Below are 18,641 nucleotides of genomic sequence, written 5' to 3' on the forward strand. Positions count from 1 at the left end.
TGTTACATAATGCCGATTGAACTCACAACCGAGTATGGAAAAGTGTATATTACCAATGAAGTGATTTCAACTCTGGCCGGATCTGCTGCATTAGATTGCTATGGACTTGTAGGCATGGCAACAAGAAAGCAATTGAAGGATGGTATAGCTGAGCTGCTAGGTCGAGACAATTTGAGCCGCGGTGTCGAAGTTCGTAGAGAGAACGGGCGACTTGAAATTGATCTTTATATTATTGTCAGCTATGGAACCAAAATATCCGTAGTGGCAGGTAATGTCCAAACGAAAGTCAAATATATTTTAAATGATGTAGTTGGCCTGCAGGTGGACGACGTGAACATTTTTGTTCAAGGCGTTCGAGTGGCCAAATAATAGCCCGATAATCAGGAAGGGGAATCACTTTGAGTAAGCGCTTTATTTCAATAAATGGAAATGACTTCACTGCCATGGTCTTGGCGGGTGCGGATAACCTTCGCAGGAATGTAGATAAGGTTAATGGATTGAACGTTTTCCCTGTACCCGATGGAGATACTGGCACCAACATGAATTTAACACTCACGGCAGGTTGTGAGGAACTGAAGAAGAAGCCATCTTCTCATATTGGGAAAGCAGCTGATGCATTGTCCAAAGGGCTACTGATGGGTGCAAGAGGCAATTCTGGTGTGATTTTGTCACAATTGTTCCGCGGTTTCGCGAAACATGTGCATGATTTCGAAAGTGTGAATGGCCAGCAATTCGCGGCTGCCTTGCAACAAGGCGTAGAGACGGCCTATAAGGCTGTTGTGAAGCCGGTTGAAGGTACGATTTTAACCGTATCCAAGGAAGCAGCTAAGCATGCCGTTCAGTATCGTCGCAGCAACGATGTATTGGATCTGATGAACGAAGTGTTGAGCAAGGCAAAGGAAGCACTCGCGAAAACGCCAGATCAGCTAGCGATTCTGAAGCAAGTCGGCGTTGTAGATGCGGGAGGCCAAGGGCTAGTATGCGTCTATGAAGGCTTTGTTACGGCGTTAAGCGGCGGATTGGTACAAGTCGATGAGGACTTTGCTACGATGGATACCAATCTTTCGGGTGAGGTTTCGCTTCTTCCAGGTATGAATTTGGCGAAAGAAATGCACGCACATCTGCCTGCACAAGCCCATCTAGCTACAGAAGACATCGAGTTCGGCTATTGTACGGAATTTATGCTGACGATTGCTCCAGGCAAGGTCAAGGGCTTTACGTTTGATGAAGGTGTATTCCGTGAGCAGCTTAGCAAGCTGGGAGATTCGCTCCTTGTTGTTGCTGATGAAGAGCTCGTGAAGGTGCATATTCATGCGGAATACCCGGGCGAGGTAATGAATCAAGCGATGAATTACGGCGCACTCAGCCGGATTAAAATCGAAAATATGCGTGATCAGCATTCACATATATTAGAAGACGTAACGCATGGGTATGAGGCTCCTGTTGTGAGTCCTGCTGCTGTTGCAGTAATCACAGTACCAAATAAGCCGTATGGCTTCGTTGCAGTTGCACTGGGTGACGGAATTACAGACATTTTGTCCAGTGTAGGTGTGGATGTCGTGCTGTCTGGCGGACAAACGATGAACCCAAGTACTGAGGATATCGTGAACGCGGTGAACAGCATTGATGCGGATACGATTTATGTGCTTCCGAACAACTCGAACATTATTTTGGCTGCGCAGCAAGCGGTTGAACTGGTCGATAATAAAACACTTATCGTCATCCCTTCGAAATCCATTCCGCAGGGACTTGCAGCTATTTTGGCTTTCCAAGAGAAGGCGGATGTACGGACGAATACGGACGCGATGAATGAATCACTGCGACGTGTGAGATCCGGTCAAGTGACGTATGCCGTGCGTGATACGAACATGGATGGTATGGATATTAAACAGGGTCATTTCATCGGTATTCAAGATGGCCGGATTGTCTCTTCGCAGCCAAGTCTGATGGACGCCTGCAAGAAGCTGCTTGAGGAAATGATCGATGAAGGCAGCGAAATTGTAACGATCCTAACAGGCGAAGATGCGACGGAGGAAGGAACGGACGAGCTGGAAGCTTTTATTCAGACGATGTATCCGGATATGGAAATTGAGCTTCATCCTGGTGGACAACCCTTGTATGCTTACCTATTCTCGGTTGAATAACAGCGTACAAGCAGGTAGTTTAAATTCGTGATTGGAGTGAGCCCTGTGACAAATATTCGTATTGTAACGGATAGCACGGCCGATATTCCATTGGCTGTCAGAGAAGCGTTGAACATCGAAATGGTGCCGCTCAAAATTAATTTTGGTGAAGAACAGTATCTGGATACGGTGACGCTTCAGTCAGAGGATTTCTATCGGAAGCTAACGTCATCCTCACACTTTCCAACAACGTCAACGCCGTCACCTGGTGAGTTTCTGGCTGTCTATCAAAGCTTGCTGGAAGAGCCCGATACCGAGGTCATCTCCATTCATTTGTCTTCTGTGTTGAGTGGAACGTACAGAACGGCTGAGTTGGCTTCTACGCTGTTAGAGGGCGATCAGCTCGGCAAGGTTCACGTCGTTGATTCCTGCTCTGCTTCGTATGGAATTGGCGCACTCGTTGTGGCTGCTGCTGAGGCTGTTCAGGCAGGCAAGAGCGTCGATGAAATCGTAGCGCTAGTTCAGACCATGAGAGTGAACTTTTATATATACTTTCTTGTCGACACGCTGGAGTTTCTTCAGAAGGGTGGTCGAATTGGCAAGGCATCGGCGCTTTTTGGTTCTCTATTAAACATTAAGCCAATTCTTTCTTTGGATAGCGCAGGTGAAGTGTCAGTCGTTGATAAGGTTCGTGGGAACAAAAAGGCGATTGCACGCATTCTTGAACTGTTAGCGGCGGATGTGTCGAACAAGACGATCCGCTCGCTGCATATTGCTCATGCTAATAATTTGGAAGGTGCGGAGCAGCTGCGGGAGGCCATCGTGCAGCGGTTTGCTGTGGAGCACGTGGATTATATTACCCTAGGCCCTGTCATTGGCGCACATGCTGGACCAGGTACTATTGCAGCCTTCGTGAGTACGGTGTAAGAGATGGATTTAAATCAATGTCAAGTACGTGAAGTCCATGGAGTTGGCGCTCAAAAAGCACTTGAGCTAAACGCCATGGGCGTTTTTACGGTTATGGATTTACTGGAATATATTCCTTTCCGGTATGAGGATTATACGGTTCGCGACCTAGCTAGCGTGAAGGATGGTGACCGTGTCACCGTGAAAGGCTATATCATCGGCGAGCCAGTCTTGCAGCGCTACAGCGGCAAATCTCGCCTATCCTGCAAGGTGATGGTCGATGATTTCTTGCTGACGGCGGTGTGGTTTAACCGCCATTTCCTGAAGGATCGCTTGCGGCCGCAGCAGGAGATTATCCTGACCGGCAAATGGGACGCCAAGCGGCGGCAAATGAGTGTGTCCGATTCAGAGTTCCCCGGACAAGGGGAGTCGAATACCGGCACGATCCAGCCGGTGTATTCGGTTGCGGGCTCAATTACGCAGAAATGGATGCGTAAAGTAATAGGGCAGGCGCTGACGCAGTACAGCGCATTGATCAGTGAAGTGCTGCCGGCGGTCATTACCAGCAGATACGGGTTTATGCCGCGCAGCAAGGCGCTGGCTGTCATCCACACGCCGAGCGGCGTGGAGGAGGGCAAGCAGGCGCGCAGGCGCATGGTGTATGAGGAGCTGTTCCTATTCCAGCTCAAGCTCCAGGCTTACCGGGCTGTGACGCGCAGCCGCACGGATGGGTTGAAGCAGCAGGTCGATCTGCCTGCTGTCCGCGCCTTCGTGCGCGCGCTCCCCTTCCAGCTGACGGAGTCGCAGAAGAAGGTCGTTGGCGAGCTCCTGCACGACATGCAGGAGCCCTACGCGATGAACCGACTGCTGCAGGGCGATGTCGGTGCGGGCAAGACGATCGTCGCGGCTATTGGGCTTTACGCGACGGTGAAGGCAGGCTACCAAGGCGCGCTGATGGTGCCGACGGAGATTCTCGCTGAGCAGCATAATCGCTCGCTCAGCACTTTGTTCGAGCCTTATGGGCTGCAGGTCGCTTTGCTGACCGGAAGCTCAACAGACCGCCAGCGACGGGATCTGCTGGCCTCTTTGCAGATGGGCTTGATCCATGTGTTGGTTGGAACGCATGCGCTGATTCAAGAGGATGTGTATTTCCGCCAGTTAGGTCTAGTTGTAACGGACGAGCAGCATCGCTTTGGGGTGAATCAGCGCAGCATCCTGCGGCGCAAAGGGATGAATCCGGACGTGCTGACGATGACGGCGACACCGATCCCGCGCACACTGGCCATTACAGCGTTCGGCGACATGGACGTTTCGACGCTGCGTGAGCTGCCGAAGGGGCGTAAGCCGATCAAGACGTACGCAGTTCAGCATGCGATGCTAGAGCGTGTGCTCGGTTTCATCCAGCGGGAGGTGGCTGCAGGCCGTCAGGCGTACATCATTTGTCCGCTCATCGAGGAGTCGGACAAGCTGGACGTACAGAATGCGATCGACGTCCACATTCAGTTGCAGCAGCATTTTCCGCAGATGCGGATCGGCTTGCTACATGGGCGCATGAGCGCGCAGGAGAAAGAAGCGATCATGCGCGCCTTTAAGGAAGGCACCGTGGAGGCGCTCGTGTCGACCACGGTGATCGAGGTGGGCGTGGACGTGCCGAACGCCACGCTGATGGTGATCTACGACGCCGACCGCTTCGGCCTGTCGCAGCTGCACCAGCTGCGCGGCCGGGTCGGGCGGGGCGAGCACCAGTCTTTCTGTGTGCTCATCGCCGACCCGAAGACGGAGGTCGGCAAGGAGCGCATGAAGGCGATGACGGAGACCACCGACGGCTTCGAGATTGCCCGGCGCGATCTCGAGCTGCGCGGGCCGGGGGATTTCTTCGGCACGAAGCAGAGCGGGCTGCCGGAGTTCCGCATCGCCGATATGATGGCGGATTTCGAAATCATGGAGCAAGCGCGAGATGATGCAGCGGAGCTAGTCGGCGACTCGTCCTTCTGGACGGGGGCTTCTTTTATGCCGCTGAGGGCGTATTTGGAGCGGGCTCATATTTTTGACAGCGAAGTGCTAGATTAGTAGATTATGGACTGCGACACAAGTTGACCCCTAGCGAGTTCCCTTTTAAGATAGGAGTAGTTGCACTATTTTATGGGAATGAAGGTGTACAGCCGTGACTTATTTTCTTATTTATTTATTATTGATGAATATCATTACGTTTATTGAGATGGGACATGACAAAGGACAAGCCAAAAAAGGCGGACGCCGTGTACCGGAAAAACGCCTGTTCCTACTTGCTGCTCTCGGCGGTGGGATAGGCGGTTGGCTCGGCATGCGCATGTGGCGTCACAAAACGAAGCATACTTCGTTTGTTGTGGGCTTTCCGCTGCTCATTGCGTTAAATTGCATTTGCGTTATTTTCATCGCCATGTATATGTAAGTGAAGGGGACAGCTGCCGGGAACGGTGGCTGTTTTTTTGGGGGTTGTTAGGTGGGATGGCTCTGCCTCATGTTGCAGCCTTGAAGTCTTGAGCCTTTGAAGCCTGAAGCCCGAATCCCCGAAGTCCGAAGTCTGAGGTCTGAATTCTGAACTCCTGAACTCCAAACTCCCGAACTCCCGAATTTTTTGAATTTCCACCTGGCCGCCGCGCACCTCCCCCTAAACAATTTAACGGGAAAAACTCCAGCTATTTTCTCTGAAATCTTCCATAATTGAAGATTAGATGGATATTATGTAGGTAAAATCCTTGATTTTAGAAGTTTTTTTGCATTTTCGATCAAATTACATGCAGGAAATCCAGTTATTTGTTATTTTTCGATATACAGCTCGAATTTAGCTGTACCTTTTCCATTTATATGACACTGTCACCATGCGTCGGCGCCACAATGCCCCCCCCTAATCCGCACGTGCTGCGCGCGTTACACATTTGGATAGAGGGGAAAGCCGCCGAGTAGCGATCATTTTGCTGCAAAATGTCTTGTACCGCTTAAATCTAACGTATAGGTTTTTCTTATATGCATCCCTCTCAGTCAAGTTTACCTACATTCACTCATAAGATAGAGCATGACGGGTATCGGAGGTGCGGGGATGAGTTATCAGCAATATGGCATCGATCCTGCGCTCGTGGAGCGTGTAAAGTTCAAGATGAAAAACCCCGAGGTGAAGGAGCGTATCAAAATGCTCCTGCAAGGCGTCACGAAAGCAGATTTACAAAACACGGCGAAGGTTACGCGCCTAATCGGTCTTGCCGCGGGTATTTTCGGTGAGAAACTCAGCGGGAACCAGACACACCAGATTTTAACGTTTATTCTGGCGCAAAAGATTGATCCAAACAACACGTTTCACTTGATTCGACTATGGTCTATATTTCGATAGCTGCATGTTGTAAAAGCCACAAACAGAGCCGGTGGTGTTCTGTTTGTGGCTTTTTTGTGGGGATTAAGAACTAATTGCGTAGCGAGGTGTGGGGACACGCACTCGTCTGTGGTGATTCGCGCATTTTTTCGATAAATAGGTAAAAAGAGGTAAAATAATTGAAAATAACTGTATTTCATCCTTTTATTAGTAAAAAAAATTCTAAAAAACCACTTGCATAACGAATACGTGTTCGGTATATAATATGGAAAAACGAATATATGTTCGCATATGGTGGTGAGAACATGAGTGGTTCTTCAAGAGTAGAGACAGAAGAGGATGTTCAAATGATTAAGGAATACACACTGTTGCCGATTTTGCTTGATATGCTGGCAAGAGATATGGAGGAGCTTAAGGTTTATAAAGATAAAATCGTTTATAATCATATTCTTTTCTATCTCAGAGAGGTTGAGATGGGGATTTATCCAGAATTACAACAGTTGAAAAGCAAGATGAAGCAGCGAGAGATTAAGGTGATTCACACGGAAATGAATGCTTTAGGGATCCAAGTCGAGTACAAAGTTCGAGGTTACATTCATCATTTCACGATGCTTCGTAGTTTGGTCAAGGCTGAGCTTATGACTATGCTGATGAATATGCGGGGGGAATTGCGATGAGTAAGGGGAACAAGGGTGGGGAACGAACGATCTTCCTGGCGGACTGTCAGAGCTTCTACGCAAGTGTAGAGAAGGCCGATCATCCAGGTCTAGAGAATAAGCCGGTTGCCGTAGCAGGAGACCCTGCGTTAAGGTCAGGTATTATTTTAGCCGCCTGCCCTGTTGCCAAAGGATATGGTGTATCGACAGCCGAACGGTTGGGTGAAGCGTTGAAGAAGTGCCCCGAGCTGATCGTCATGCGGCCGAGGATGCAGCATTATATTAATGTTTCGTTGCAAATAACCAAAATTTACGAGGAAGTTACGGATCTAGTTGAAATCTTCAGTATTGATGAACAGTTTCTGGATGTAACTGGAAGTATTCCGCATTTTGGAGATGCGATGACAATTGCAGAGACCTTGCAGTATAAGGTGCTTCAACAAACAGGTGTCAAAGTTCGCGTAGGCATTAGCTCGAATAAAATTCTAGCGAAAATAGCGACAGATATTTGGGCCAAAAAGAATGCGACTGGCATTTTCACACTGCTGCCATCCGCTATCGAGGAATACCTGTGGGAGCAACCTGTCAGTAAAATGTTCGGTGTTGGTTCGCGAATGACGGCGCATTTTGCCAAGTTGGGCATGTATACGATCGGCGAAGTGGCACGAACACCACTGCCTCAGTTGAAGCAGAAATTTCGCGCGCGCTTCGGTAAGCAGTCGGATATTCACGCAGAGGTGATGTGGCGAACGGCAAACGGGCTGGATGACAGTCCAGTCACGCCGGGCACGTTCGATACGCCTCCGAAGTCCATCGGCCATATGATGACGCTACCGAGGGACTATGCAGAGTCGTCAGAAGTGAATACGATCCTCATGGAGCTGACAGAGGAGGTGTGCCGGGATTGTCGGCGCAAAGGCTATATGGCCTCTATCGTGACAGTCAGCTGTATGTGTAGTCCCTTTGATGCGCCGACAGGCTTCTCACGACAGATGAAGATGCCGGACCCGACGAATCATACCGGCACTGTTTTCCAGGCTGTGAAGCAGCTTTTCTATAAATTCTGGGACACGATGCCAGTTCGTCGTGCAGGTGTTATGTTAAGCCAGTTCGTGGACGATGAAACGTATCAGCTCACCCTTTTTGAAGATCAAGTGAAGGCACGTGAATTGGAGAAGGTAACGGATAGCATTAAGGATCGGTTCGGCAATGCGGCGATTGTTCGCGCGTCCTCCTTGACGACAGCTGGCCAAGCGAAGGTTCGCTCGCTCAAAATCGGAGGTCATTATAAATGAGCAAAAAATTGCAGAATAACGGTTTATGGGAGTCAAGCCGAATGATGCTGCCCCAGCACCGGGAAGCAGCTCAAAGCCAACGTCATGACAAACCGGTCCATACGAAACGCCCGACAGCGGATGACATTAGCATTATACGAGAGTCTGTTTTGCTGCCGCTGATGCATACGATTATTTTGCGAAGGGCGCGCGAAGTGGAGCGTTCCTCCGAGATGCTAAGGACACTCTATTCGAAGGTGGCCCAGGTGCTGGCCAAGAATATGCACGCCGACTTAGCCAAAGTAAAGCGTCATATGCTCGAGAATGACATGCATGTCGCGGAAGAGGAGAAAGACGATCAGATGATCCGTTACCGGTATAGGTGTCGTGAGCATGAAGATCGATTTACGATGACGAGGGACTACATGCGTGCTGAAATTGGTGCAAGAATCGGCCGATATGCCGACAGTCTGGTCACAACCATTTATGGGACGGATCCGCGTGTGAGTGTGTTAGAGAAGGAAACGAAGAAGAAATCGTGAATTTGTCTGAATATAGGGTTAACGCCCATTCGCACAGCCTGAAGGAGAACAGTTCTTCGGGCTTTACGAATTGACGTAAGCCTATCTTTTTTCCATAATGGAGAAAGGAGAATGGATAACCGTGTGAAGGAGAAGGATGTTTAGCTATGTGCGGACGCTATACGATCACCGTAACGTTAGAAGAATTGATGCTGCGCTACGACATGTACGATACTTTTATGCCGAGATATAGCCCTAAATATAATGTTGCGCCAGGACAGCAGGTAATGGCGATCGTCCATGACGGGCAGCGAAATAAGCTAGGCGAACTGCGCTGGGGACTGATTCCAGAGTGGGCCAAAGATGAGAAAGTTGGCTATCAGATGCTCAATGCGCGCTCCGAAACCTTGGCAGACAAGCCTGCCTTCCGCAAGCCGTTCGAACGTAAACGCTGCCTTATCCCAGCAGATTCTTTCTATGACTGGAAAGGAAGCGGCAAGCATAAGCAACCGATGCGCATCATGCTGCGCAGCAAGGAACTGTTCAGTATGGCAGGGCTTTACGATACATGGACATCTCCCGAAGGTGTGCGCATCTCGACATGTACGGTCATTACTACGGAGTCGAACGAGATGATGAAGGATATTCATGAGCGTATGCCGGTCATTTTGCCACGGGAGAAGGAAGCTATTTGGTTAAATCGCGATATGAAGAATGTGGATCAACTTCGTCCACTACTGCAGCCATATCCCTCGGAGCTCATGATAGCGTACCCGGTGTCTAGCCGAGTGGGGAATGTGCGCAATGATGATGAGCAATGTATAGAGCCGATAAGTCTTTTGCTTTAAAAGCTAGAGGGTAGTAGAGAATGGGAGCGTCAAGAAACATGAGAAATGGTATGTTGCTCAGGGTCACGATTATACTTGCTATTGTAGCGGCGATCAACGGCTATATAGGATGGCACTTGAAGGTTTTTTTATCGCATCTATTTGGTGCTTCATTTCTTCCCTGGTTGTATTGGCCTGTGTTTTGGATCGTTGCGTTCTCCTATGTCATAGGGCGGTTTGGGACAAAGGTGCTGCCTCCAACGCTAACACGGCTGCTTAACATCATGGGTTCCTACTGGTTGGCTCTCATCCAATTCGGTATCCTTCTTTTGCCAGTCACGGATGTAGTAATTGGTGTGCTTTATACTACGTCTGTTTCGTCAGCCAGCTATGTGCCTATACTGGGGTGGATCGTTATAGCCATTGTACTTATTCTCCTCCTAGTAGGCTCTTATCTGGCGCAAACCCCAGTGATCCGCAGATATGAGATTACGATTCCCAAGCAAGCGGGGGACTGGGAACAGCTTCGGGTCGCTGTCGCTTCGGACATTCATTTAGGTGCCGTCGTCGGCAACCGCCATTTGCGCAAGCTTGTCAAGCATGTGAATGCAATGAAACCTGATCTGATTTTGTTGCCTGGTGATATCATTGACGATGACATTAAACCTTTTATTCGTTATCAAATGGGGCAGACCATGCGAGAGTTGCAGGCTCCATTAGGTATTTATGCCGTGCTTGGCAACCATGAATACTTTGGTGGGCATATTCCAGCCTTCGTGGAACAAATGGAACAAATCGGCGTTCACGTGTTGATGGATGAAGTCGTTCATGTTCAAGAACGCTTATATCTCGTGGGGCGTAAAGATAAAACAGCGGAGCATTCCACTGCTGGACGTAAACCGCTAGTGTCCTTGATGGAGGGGCTAGACCTTGCGCAGCCGATTATTGTTATGGATCATCAGCCGTATCAGTTAGACGTAGCGGCAGCCGCGGGTGTTGATGTGAATCTGTCAGGTCATACACACCGTGGTCAAATAGCGCCGAATCATCTGTTCACTAGACGGATCTTTGAACTAGATTGGGGCTATTTACGCAAAGAGAATCTACATGCGATGGTGTCCTCGGGTTTCGGTACATGGGGACCGCCGATACGATTAGGCAGCCAATCGGAAATCATTGAGCTGACGATCCATTTTACAAGTAACGATAGAGAAGAGGGGTAACACCAATGCAAGAGTTAGAAAAGAAACAAATTACACCTGTGGAGCTGGCGGCAGCGATGATGCAGTTTACGATGAAGAGTATAGAAAATAGCTGGGACACGTTGAAGCCGGCCATCATTGCCTATCTACCACAACCTGTCTTAACGATGGCCAAAGAAGATGAACTGTTAAGAGACATTTACGTAGCGGCTTTGGCGCTGGAGATTTACTGTATCCCGCACGCTTTTGAGGAAGAAACAGCACGTTTAGTTAGCTTAGGCATGGGCGAGGTAATGGCTTCAGAGAACTTAGCGGAGCATCGCCTATCCGAATCGATCGTACACTATTATCTTCCTAGATTAGAGCAAGTAGCCGCGGTGGCCCCTGCGGACTTGGCACTTGAGCTGGTCCAAGAAGCAGCGAAAATCCTTTACGAACGCATAGAGCTTCCGTTAAAGCCGGCAGATCCAAGTACGAGTCTGTTGTGGGCAAAGTTATTCCCTTTTTTGGCTGGTATTGTTGGGAAATGGCCCATCTTGGCCACGAAATTTGAAGTGAAGACCGAGTAAGCGTGGGTGTAATTAGCCCAAGGATGGAGGTAAGTGACACAAATGGCAAACAAACGGGTTCATGTATATGTTTTATCTGGGTTTCTGGGGAGCGGTAAAACGACTTTACTCACCAAGGCCATCGATTATTTCACCGAAGCGGGTCGCAAGCCGGCTGTAATCATGAATGAAATAGGTGAAGTGAATTTGGATGGACAGTTAATCGCCAATGAAGTTCCCATGTCGGAACTGCTTGGCGGATGCATCTGCTGTTCGAGTCGTGGTGATCTTGGCACAGCATTGAACGAATTAGTGACAGAGCAGCAGCCAGATTTAATTTTCGTTGAATCGACGGGGATTGCGAATCCTATGGAAATTATTGATGAGATAACGGACGCTTCGCTCATACTTCCGATAGAGCTTTCAGCCATCATCACGGTTGTGGATGCTCCACAGCTGCTTGAATTAAATCGAACAAGTCGCGGAAAAACCTACCGGCTCATGCGGGATCAAATACGTTGTGCGAACTTGCTCCTGCTCAACAAGACGGACCTGCTGCAGGAATCAGCGCTTCAAGAAGTGCATGATCTCGTACAGGAATGGAATCCCTATGCGGATTTGCATTATACCGTGTTCAGTCAGATTGATATCAAGCTAATTGAAGACATTCACACAGAGGCTTCTGATAGGTCGCCTATGCACGTAGAATCGAACGATGAGACGCCTCTGCATAGCCACGAGCATCACCATGAGCATGATCATCATCATCATCATTCGCATAACCATGTAATGGCGTATACCCATTTTTTTGAACGGGCCGTAGATAGTAACGCATTTGAACAATTCGTGAGCCAACTGCCTCAGGAAGTGTATCGTGCCAAAGGGATTCTCAGCTTCTCAGATACATCGAGTCGGTTCTTATTCCAATACGCCTATAGAGAAATGGATTTTGTAAAAATAACGCCTAAAGGCGATGTGCCTGACGTAGCGGTCTTCATTGGGGAGAACTTTGCCAAGGATGTCATTCGCACAAACTTGCTGAAATTAGAAGCGGAGTCCGATACATAGAAGATCAACTAGCCGAAATGGTAAGTCCTCAACAGATGTTGAAGATTTTTTCGGTGAAAGTCGAAATGCCTAAATCCGGTGGATACAATTTCCGTCATCGTTCTACACTTGACGCCAGTGGCCTATTTGCTGCACTATAATAGGAGAACATTTCAACACAGAGGGGTAATGCAAGTGAGTACGCATACGGATACGATCGATGAGATGCTAAGAGCGATGTCGCAGAAGGGCTGGCGTATTACAGAGCAGCGTAGAAGCTTAGCGACCTTATTCGCAGAATCGGGCAGTTACTTATCGCCGAAGGATGTTTATGAGCATATGAAAATGAAATATCCAGGCGTAAGCTTCGATACGGTGTATCGTAATCTCCGATTGTTGAGCGAGATGGGTGTTCTGGAGCAATTTCATTTGGCGGATGGCTTGAAGTTTAAAGCGAGCTGTTTGTCACATCATCATCATCATATGATTTGCGTCAGTTGCGAGAAAACCGTGACGTTTGAGTTCTGTCCGATGAAGCTTGTGCAGGATTTGCCGGAGAGCTTTGAGATTCAAAGCCATCGGTTTGAAATATTTGGCTATTGTGCCGATTGTAAATCAGCCATGCCTACCGTTCAGGTGGGCGAGTAAATTAACGTTACATGCACATAAGAAAAAAAACAGTCTGCTGGGGATGATCCCGGTAAGCTGCTTTTTTCTTATGTGCATTATTTGCTTTTGGTTACGTGTAGCAGCTCAGGAACCGTGACGAACGTGTAGCCTGCTGCTTTAAGCTTATTAATTAGTGGTCCAATTGCTTGCACGGTGCCTGATAGATCTTGGCTGTCCGCGCCTCCAGAATGCTGGAGAATAATGGACCCCGGCTTCGTTTGCTGCATGATATTGTGAAGGACCTGATCGGAATTCAGTGATTTCCAGTCGAGGGAATCGACATTCCAGTTCACAATTAAATAGTGATGATCCGCAATCCATTTGACCTGTTCTTCGTTAATTGCGCCATAGGGAGGACGGATTAACCTAGGGGCGTAGCCAATGAGGTTCTGCAAAATGGTTTCTGTACTCTCAATCTGGTTTTGAAATTTATCCACAGAGAGCTTTGGAAGATTCTCATGGCTGTATGAGTGGTTGCCGATGACATGCCCTTCATTCACGATTCGCTTGATGACGTCGGGATGCGTGTTAGCCATAGCGCCAAGTACGAAAAAGGTTGCTTTCACTTGATTTGCTTTTAAGGCATCGAGTACTTTCGGCGTAAACCGTGTATCGGGTCCATCGTCAAAAGTTAACGCGACTTTCTTCTCCTGACTTGAGCCGCGGAGCTTGAACGTGTCGGGGTATTTAACAACTAGTTGTGAGAGTGTAAGCTTTTTATGAGAAATTCTTACTTGGCCTTGATTTTTTTGAACGGGCAAGGAAGGTCGCTTGGAGGCTTCAGGTTGTGCAACTGACTTTTTCGGGTTGACCTTAGGCTTCAAGCTAGGCGTCAATGTAGGACTTGGTGCAAGTGTATGGCTTGGAGCTCGTGTGGGTGCTGATGGCAACACAGAAGCAGAGGGCGTGCTAGCGGGTGGCAACAAGCTCAATCGCTTGGAACCGGAAGCATCTGTAACGAACGGGGACACCGCGAAGTCCCTATTAGCCTCCATGGATGTCTGAGTGACATCGGGAGTAGAATGTTGGGTTGAACTCTGATCTTGAAAAGGCTTCGTTAAAGGCGCACCGCAGCTGGTTACAAGCAGGCAAACGATGCTAAAGGACCAAAGCCGCTTGGTCATACCAATCCCCTCCGAGCATTATGACTATGCTCTAGGTTTTGTAAGGGGAGGCGAAATTATCCCGTGCAAATAACGGAAATAGATCGTTCAAGAGATGGGCCGGGTAAAAGCTGGGACGGACTATGAAATTATTTTTTGAAACGTAACAATATCTAAAAATTGACCCCATTTGAAGCCAACCTCGCGATAGTATGCACATTGTTGGTAGCCATTTCGGGTGAACATGTGGATGCTAGCTGAATTATCTGCGCAAACAGTTGCAATTAAGGAATGGAAGTCGCGTTCCTTCGCGATCGCTTCTACATATTGAATAGAGGCAGATCCGATCCCTTTGCCGACGCATGCTGGATGAAGATAGATCGTCACCTCACCCGTTGTATCATAGGCTTGTTTTTTCTTATGGGGCATAACTTGAACATAGCCTTGGAGCTTCTCATCTAGCAGAATTACATAGGTCTGATAACGCGGATTAGCGTGGATGACACTTTCTGTGAACTCGGGTAATGCAACAGGCTCCGTATGGAAAGAATAAGTTGAATGAATAACGAAATGATTGTAAATATCCATCAAAAACGGAATGTCTGGTGTCTCTAATGGTTTGAATGTTAGGGTAGACATGACATGGCACCTCGCTGAGTTTAGAAGACAATTTACAATATATGTTCAACCAGAGATGCTAATCTCCTTCTTCGAAATGACATTTTCAATTAGACATTCCGTCCTAATCCATGTATCTTAGATATAATATCTACTAGAATTAGGGGGAGTCACATGTCAGGCAATTCAAGTTATATTCTCGTGATCGTCATTGGTGTTATCGTACTCGCTGGCCTGACTTACATGAATCTTCGCAAAATAAGCAAATCCACAGCCGATTTGACACAGCTTAAGAAAAGAACACTTCTATGGAGCGAAATCTCCCTTGCGTTGTTCGTTGTACAATTGTTTTTCCGTGATCGTAACGGCGGGTTCTTATTGTTCTTTGGTATACTCACCCTATTCACAGGAGCGCATTACTTAGGGGTCTTATATTATTCACGCAAAAGAAACCGATAAAAGTGAAGAGGCTCTCCACGTAGACCAGCTACGAAGGGGAGCCTCTATTTTATTGTCAAAATCTACACGCCAGCAGGGACGTTCTAGTCGTTCCAATTCGTTGGCTTCGTCTTTGTCGGCGTTTTCCATTTCTGATACCATTTCTTCTTCTGCTTCTGTCCCATTAATGTTCGTAACTGCAACATCACAAGCTTGGCGCGGTCTTCATCTGCATACTTGTCACGTAAATTCTCAAATACAGGCTGATCTTTCATGGCTGACCTTCTTTTCTGACTGTAGGATGAATGTGAACTATAGAGAATGTATGTTCTTGTTTCTGATTATAGCATATAATGGAAGAGAGGATCAAGCCTAGCAGAAGGAGAGCGAGTTGTAAATGTGGAATGTAAGTAGTAGTCAAACAAATTCCTAACGAGGTGCACAATGAAAAGGTTTATACTATCTTTACTAGTACTCTCTATACCAGTTGGCGTAGCGGGAGCTGCGACTTTAAATGGAGATTTCGAAGGAAATCCTATTGTACAAGTAACATCCGATGGACAAAGTTTAAAAGTTGATGAATTACCCGCAATGATATATAAAGATCACACCGTTGTACCCTTGTCCATGTTACGACAGCTTGGGGTTCTCGTGACGTGGAATCCTACTACGTATAGTGTAAATGTGACAATGCCTCAATCCGCCTCTGCCAATCCATTAAACCCTGCCAAACAAGAGTTAGAAAACTTAATGAATGTCTATCAATGGCTGAAGGATACGGATACAGCCTTACTAACTTTCTCACACCAACTGCAGCAGTATGCCAATTTAACGAACGGTAATGAATTTATGAATCAATTAAATATGGATTTTGAAGACTTAATGAAACAATATAATGAATCCATCCAAATGGCACTAAAGCTTTTAGAAACAGTAAGTAATTCAGATGATCTTAAATCCATCATTAAGAGTGAGCAGCGATGCATATAACAATGTTCAACAAACAAAGAGTTTGCTCGTGTTTAAACTTACTGGAAACAGCGTGCCCGAATTCGAGAAACAATTTGGCATCAGCCTGCTTAACGCTACGCGAGCAGCACAAAAAAACTTGAACAACACAAATGCAATTATTCATGAACTGCAACTTAAGAATAACGAACTTTTGCAAGTCAAATCTTCGAATACAAGCGCCTAGACTATAGGGGGATATGATGTGTTGTATCGGGTCTGTGTGATTTTTTTGTTCATTGCGGCTACGCTGTTTAATAGTTATCCCCTAACGAGTTATGCCAATGATGGGAAAAACTCGGTCGGAGTAAAGATTCAATTGGCCATCAACGAACTAATGGCAACAGTAAATGGGCAGAAAATGACACTTTCAACACCGCCTGTGCTGTTAAATAATACGACAATGGTTCCTCTTCGTTTTATTGCAGATGCCTTGAAGGCAGATTTGACATGGAATACGGAGGACCAGTCAATCACTCTCAAGTATGCGGGTCACACGATAAAGCTGTCCATTGATAACAGAAAATTGTCCGTATAGATAATCAAAGTAAGATGTTAGAGCAGCCAGCAGTCATAATGAATAGTACTACGCTAGTGCCATTGCGGTTTATTGCAGAAAGCTTGAATCAGACGGTTCCTTTCAATGATGAGAAGAAAACCATTGCAATTACAACGCCTCATCCGAGAGCTGCGGAGATTCGTATCGACAACTTACTTACGGCTTCGAGTATGGGTTTTACGTATAATTTTTTTGTTGAACGCCCAAATGTGAATGTGATCAGTATGGCTTCTGATCATCACAATCTGATCTACATTTTAGAGCGAAATGCAGCTTCGGAGATGAGTTTTATCTTTCGTGTCTACAATGAAGTAACAGGTGAAATGAAAGTGATGTACAGCGGTTTCGATCAGAGCTTTAATTTTGACTATACGGATCCGAAGTTTGGAGAGCAGCATTTTAATGCTAGTGTTCTCTCGCCGCGGAAACTTGTGTATGATTTTAAATTGGATAAGCTTTATTTAATGGCTACCAGTAGTTTTTCAATAGTGTGAATCGTGTAGGTGGGGATGAACGCTAAGGAGAAAAAGAGAAAGTTACATAATGTTTTATTAGTTAGTCAATTTAGTTTGTTCTTCTTTGTGTTAGTTCTTAATGTGGTATTTTAAAAATGAATAGGAGTAAATAAACGCAAGAATTTTATTAAGTAGGTGGGTGTATGCATGCATATAAGTAAATATGAACCAGAGTTTCCACCTGTAGAATTCTTCATTACACGTTTCTTTGTTGATAATCAATGTTTGTTTGAACAGGAGACGAAGGTACCTTTGCCAACATTAATTAAAGGCGATGCCATTGAAATTTTTGGTATAAAATATAACGTTGACACAAGAGAATTCACTATCAATGAAGATGCATTTTTTACAGTGTATTATCTTAAGCAAGGTTAGCTGATATTGAAGAATTGGGGGGGTTACATGGCGAAGACTTCGAAACATCAAGAGCAAGAGATTGGGGGATTTGACGAGGCATATATGGATGATCTCAACCCCGGAGATCCGGATTTTGTTGAGAAGTTCATTGAAGCTGTCAAACGGTCGATCGAGTTTGAGAAAGAAGAAAAATAGAAGCACTCACATTTACGTGGGTGTTTATTTTATTTGTTGCTGTTAAAACCGAATGTTGATCTTCTTTCTAAGAGAGCAGGATGAGAGTTGATCTTTTAAATTATGGAAAAATTAAGAGGTGTAAATTTTCACTATGAAAATCAACTATTTGATTACCTTTGACTCTGAAGAATCAGTTGCAACTTTAGATGAACTTGAAAATGGTGGAAGTGTTTCAGGTTACTTTGAGTTAGTTTGTAATGAAGAATGTAGTTATGGATGTATACCCTATTTACCAATCCCCGCTGATTTGCAAGGTTTGGATTTGCTATCAAGATGGTTCGAGCAAATATCTGAAGCAGCAATGATTATTTCCAAAACTTCTGACTTTGTAATAATCAATGATATTGAATCTTTTAATTCATGGATAGAAATTCAAAGGAGTGGTGAACAAGTATTTATTAGTCATATAGTATCAGAAAAGAAAGTAGGACACGGTGCAATATTGCTAAAACCATTAAGTGACTGTATTAATGGTCGTTGGGTCAAACAGCCTGTCGAAGTAAATGTTTTTTTAAAAGAGGTCGTAGGTAAAACGCGAGCATTTATGGATGAACTACTTGCACGTAATAAAAATTTTCTAAACGTCAGTTGGGTTGAAAAAATAATGTGTAATATCAATAACATAGAGATTTAGACGAGATTTACTAACTCAAAACGATAGTTCAATTAACAGCTTTATCTTAAGCG

Annotated in this window: 25 protein-coding genes; 22 read left to right on the plus strand and 3 right to left on the minus strand. The window is 46.3% G+C overall.

What is annotated here, in order from left to right; all coding sequences use genetic code 11:
- Positions 1–9 precede the first annotated feature (9 nt).
- The 14 genes from ACSQ8P_RS15625 to ACSQ8P_RS15690 all read left to right on the plus strand — a co-directional run bounded on the left by ACSQ8P_RS15625 (position 10) and on the right by ACSQ8P_RS15690 (position 13,098).
- On the plus strand, positions 10–369 hold the full coding sequence (locus ACSQ8P_RS15625; protein WP_310499088.1) for an Asp23/Gls24 family envelope stress response protein: 360 nt from the start codon (positions 10–12) through the stop codon (positions 367–369).
- 29 nt (positions 370–398) lie between these two features.
- Positions 399–2,144 (plus strand): DAK2 domain-containing protein, encoded by a 1,746-nt coding sequence (locus tag ACSQ8P_RS15630; protein WP_436236015.1) that lies wholly within the window; start codon positions 399–401, stop codon positions 2,142–2,144.
- Positions 2,145–2,189: 45 nt separating this feature from the next.
- Entirely contained in the window at positions 2,190–3,050 is an 861-nt protein-coding gene (locus ACSQ8P_RS15635; RefSeq protein ID WP_436236016.1) for a DegV family protein, read from the plus strand.
- A 3-nt stretch (positions 3,051–3,053) separates the two neighbouring features.
- Positions 3,054–5,099 (plus strand): ATP-dependent DNA helicase RecG, encoded by a 2,046-nt coding sequence (gene recG / locus ACSQ8P_RS15640; protein WP_436236017.1) that lies wholly within the window; start codon positions 3,054–3,056, stop codon positions 5,097–5,099.
- Between the two features lie 94 nt (positions 5,100–5,193).
- Positions 5,194–5,460, plus strand: coding sequence for a DUF1294 domain-containing protein (locus ACSQ8P_RS15645; protein ID WP_236287748.1), 267 nt, complete (start codon positions 5,194–5,196; stop codon positions 5,458–5,460).
- Positions 5,461–6,108: 648 nt separating this feature from the next.
- The gene (locus ACSQ8P_RS15650) at positions 6,109–6,396 is read left to right on the plus strand and encodes a stage VI sporulation protein F (protein WP_171635563.1); all 288 of its coding nucleotides are present in this window, start codon (positions 6,109–6,111) and stop codon (positions 6,394–6,396) included.
- A 284-nt stretch (positions 6,397–6,680) separates the two neighbouring features.
- Positions 6,681–7,052: a hypothetical protein gene (locus tag ACSQ8P_RS15655; protein ID WP_063795520.1), complete on the plus strand. Its 372-nt coding sequence runs from the start codon at positions 6,681–6,683 to the stop codon at positions 7,050–7,052.
- On the plus strand, positions 7,049–8,326 hold the full coding sequence (locus tag ACSQ8P_RS15660; RefSeq protein WP_436236018.1) for a DNA polymerase IV: 1,278 nt from the start codon (positions 7,049–7,051) through the stop codon (positions 8,324–8,326). Before ACSQ8P_RS15655 ends, ACSQ8P_RS15660 begins: the two co-directional genes overlap by 4 nt.
- Positions 8,323–8,847, plus strand: coding sequence for a hypothetical protein (locus ACSQ8P_RS15665; protein ID WP_436236019.1), 525 nt, complete (start codon positions 8,323–8,325; stop codon positions 8,845–8,847). The genes ACSQ8P_RS15660 and ACSQ8P_RS15665 overlap by 4 nt, the downstream gene beginning before the upstream one ends.
- A 146-nt stretch (positions 8,848–8,993) precedes the next feature.
- Entirely contained in the window at positions 8,994–9,674 is a 681-nt protein-coding gene (locus ACSQ8P_RS15670; protein ID WP_436236020.1) for an SOS response-associated peptidase, read from the plus strand.
- 38 nt (positions 9,675–9,712) lie between these two features.
- Positions 9,713–10,876: a metallophosphoesterase gene (locus ACSQ8P_RS15675; protein WP_436236021.1), complete on the plus strand. Its 1,164-nt coding sequence runs from the start codon at positions 9,713–9,715 to the stop codon at positions 10,874–10,876.
- A gap of 5 nt (positions 10,877–10,881) precedes the next feature.
- Positions 10,882–11,424 carry a hypothetical protein gene (locus ACSQ8P_RS15680; RefSeq protein WP_436236022.1) on the plus strand — a complete coding sequence of 181 codons (543 nt, stop codon included), beginning with the start codon at positions 10,882–10,884 and terminating at the stop codon, positions 11,422–11,424.
- Positions 11,425–11,466: 42 nt separating this feature from the next.
- Positions 11,467–12,471, plus strand: a complete 1,005-nt coding sequence (locus ACSQ8P_RS15685) for a CobW family GTP-binding protein (RefSeq protein WP_436236023.1) — start codon at positions 11,467–11,469, stop codon at positions 12,469–12,471.
- A 168-nt stretch (positions 12,472–12,639) separates the two neighbouring features.
- Complete coding sequence (locus ACSQ8P_RS15690) at positions 12,640–13,098, plus strand: Fur family transcriptional regulator (protein WP_436236024.1); 459 nt, start codon at positions 12,640–12,642, stop codon at positions 13,096–13,098.
- A gap of 77 nt (positions 13,099–13,175) precedes the next feature.
- On the opposite strand, the gene ACSQ8P_RS15695 is transcribed toward ACSQ8P_RS15690, so the two are convergent.
- Positions 13,176–13,880: a polysaccharide deacetylase family protein gene (locus ACSQ8P_RS15695; RefSeq protein ID WP_436236025.1), complete on the minus strand. Its 705-nt coding sequence runs from the start codon at positions 13,878–13,880 to the stop codon at positions 13,176–13,178.
- Positions 13,881–13,890: 10 nt separating this feature from the next.
- Here ACSQ8P_RS15695 and ACSQ8P_RS15700 point away from each other — a divergent pair, with 10 nt between their 5' ends.
- A complete protein-coding gene (locus ACSQ8P_RS15700) occupies positions 13,891–14,124 on the plus strand; it encodes a hypothetical protein (RefSeq protein WP_436236026.1) in 234 nt (77 codons plus the stop codon).
- Positions 14,125–14,363: 239 nt separating this feature from the next.
- On the opposite strand, the gene ACSQ8P_RS15705 is transcribed toward ACSQ8P_RS15700, so the two are convergent.
- Positions 14,364–14,861: an N-acetyltransferase family protein gene (locus ACSQ8P_RS15705; protein ID WP_436236027.1), complete on the minus strand. Its 498-nt coding sequence runs from the start codon at positions 14,859–14,861 to the stop codon at positions 14,364–14,366.
- A 153-nt stretch (positions 14,862–15,014) separates the two neighbouring features.
- Between ACSQ8P_RS15705 and ACSQ8P_RS15710 the strand changes: the two genes are divergently transcribed.
- Complete coding sequence (locus tag ACSQ8P_RS15710) at positions 15,015–15,299, plus strand: hypothetical protein (RefSeq protein WP_056624777.1); 285 nt, start codon at positions 15,015–15,017, stop codon at positions 15,297–15,299.
- A gap of 83 nt (positions 15,300–15,382) precedes the next feature.
- Here the strand turns inward: ACSQ8P_RS15710 and ACSQ8P_RS15715 are convergent, their stop codons facing one another.
- Positions 15,383–15,553, minus strand: a complete 171-nt coding sequence (locus ACSQ8P_RS15715) for a hypothetical protein (protein WP_157257142.1) — start codon at positions 15,551–15,553, stop codon at positions 15,383–15,385.
- A 169-nt stretch (positions 15,554–15,722) separates the two neighbouring features.
- Here ACSQ8P_RS15715 and ACSQ8P_RS15720 point away from each other — a divergent pair, with 169 nt between their 5' ends.
- The 6 genes from ACSQ8P_RS15720 to ACSQ8P_RS15745 all read left to right on the plus strand — a co-directional run bounded on the left by ACSQ8P_RS15720 (position 15,723) and on the right by ACSQ8P_RS15745 (position 18,588).
- The gene (locus ACSQ8P_RS15720; protein ID WP_436236028.1) at positions 15,723–16,268 is read left to right on the plus strand and encodes a hypothetical protein; all 546 of its coding nucleotides are present in this window, start codon (positions 15,723–15,725) and stop codon (positions 16,266–16,268) included.
- A gap of 223 nt (positions 16,269–16,491) precedes the next feature.
- Complete coding sequence (locus ACSQ8P_RS15725; RefSeq protein WP_436236029.1) at positions 16,492–16,824, plus strand: copper amine oxidase N-terminal domain-containing protein; 333 nt, start codon at positions 16,492–16,494, stop codon at positions 16,822–16,824.
- Positions 16,825–16,862: 38 nt separating this feature from the next.
- On the plus strand, positions 16,863–17,339 hold the full coding sequence (locus ACSQ8P_RS15730; protein WP_436236030.1) for a stalk domain-containing protein: 477 nt from the start codon (positions 16,863–16,865) through the stop codon (positions 17,337–17,339).
- Between the two features lie 168 nt (positions 17,340–17,507).
- On the plus strand, positions 17,508–17,735 hold the full coding sequence (locus ACSQ8P_RS15735) for a hypothetical protein (protein WP_436236031.1): 228 nt from the start codon (positions 17,508–17,510) through the stop codon (positions 17,733–17,735).
- Between the two features lie 27 nt (positions 17,736–17,762).
- Positions 17,763–17,912, plus strand: coding sequence for a hypothetical protein (locus ACSQ8P_RS15740; RefSeq protein WP_436236032.1), 150 nt, complete (start codon positions 17,763–17,765; stop codon positions 17,910–17,912).
- 133 nt (positions 17,913–18,045) lie between these two features.
- Positions 18,046–18,588, plus strand: a complete 543-nt coding sequence (locus tag ACSQ8P_RS15745; RefSeq protein WP_436236033.1) for a hypothetical protein — start codon at positions 18,046–18,048, stop codon at positions 18,586–18,588.
- Positions 18,589–18,641 lie beyond the last annotated feature (53 nt).

Origin of the sequence: Paenibacillus sp. LjRoot153, assembly GCF_964253085.1 — a bacterium.
Lineage (GTDB): Bacteria > Bacillota > Bacilli > Paenibacillales > NBRC-103111 > Paenibacillus_E.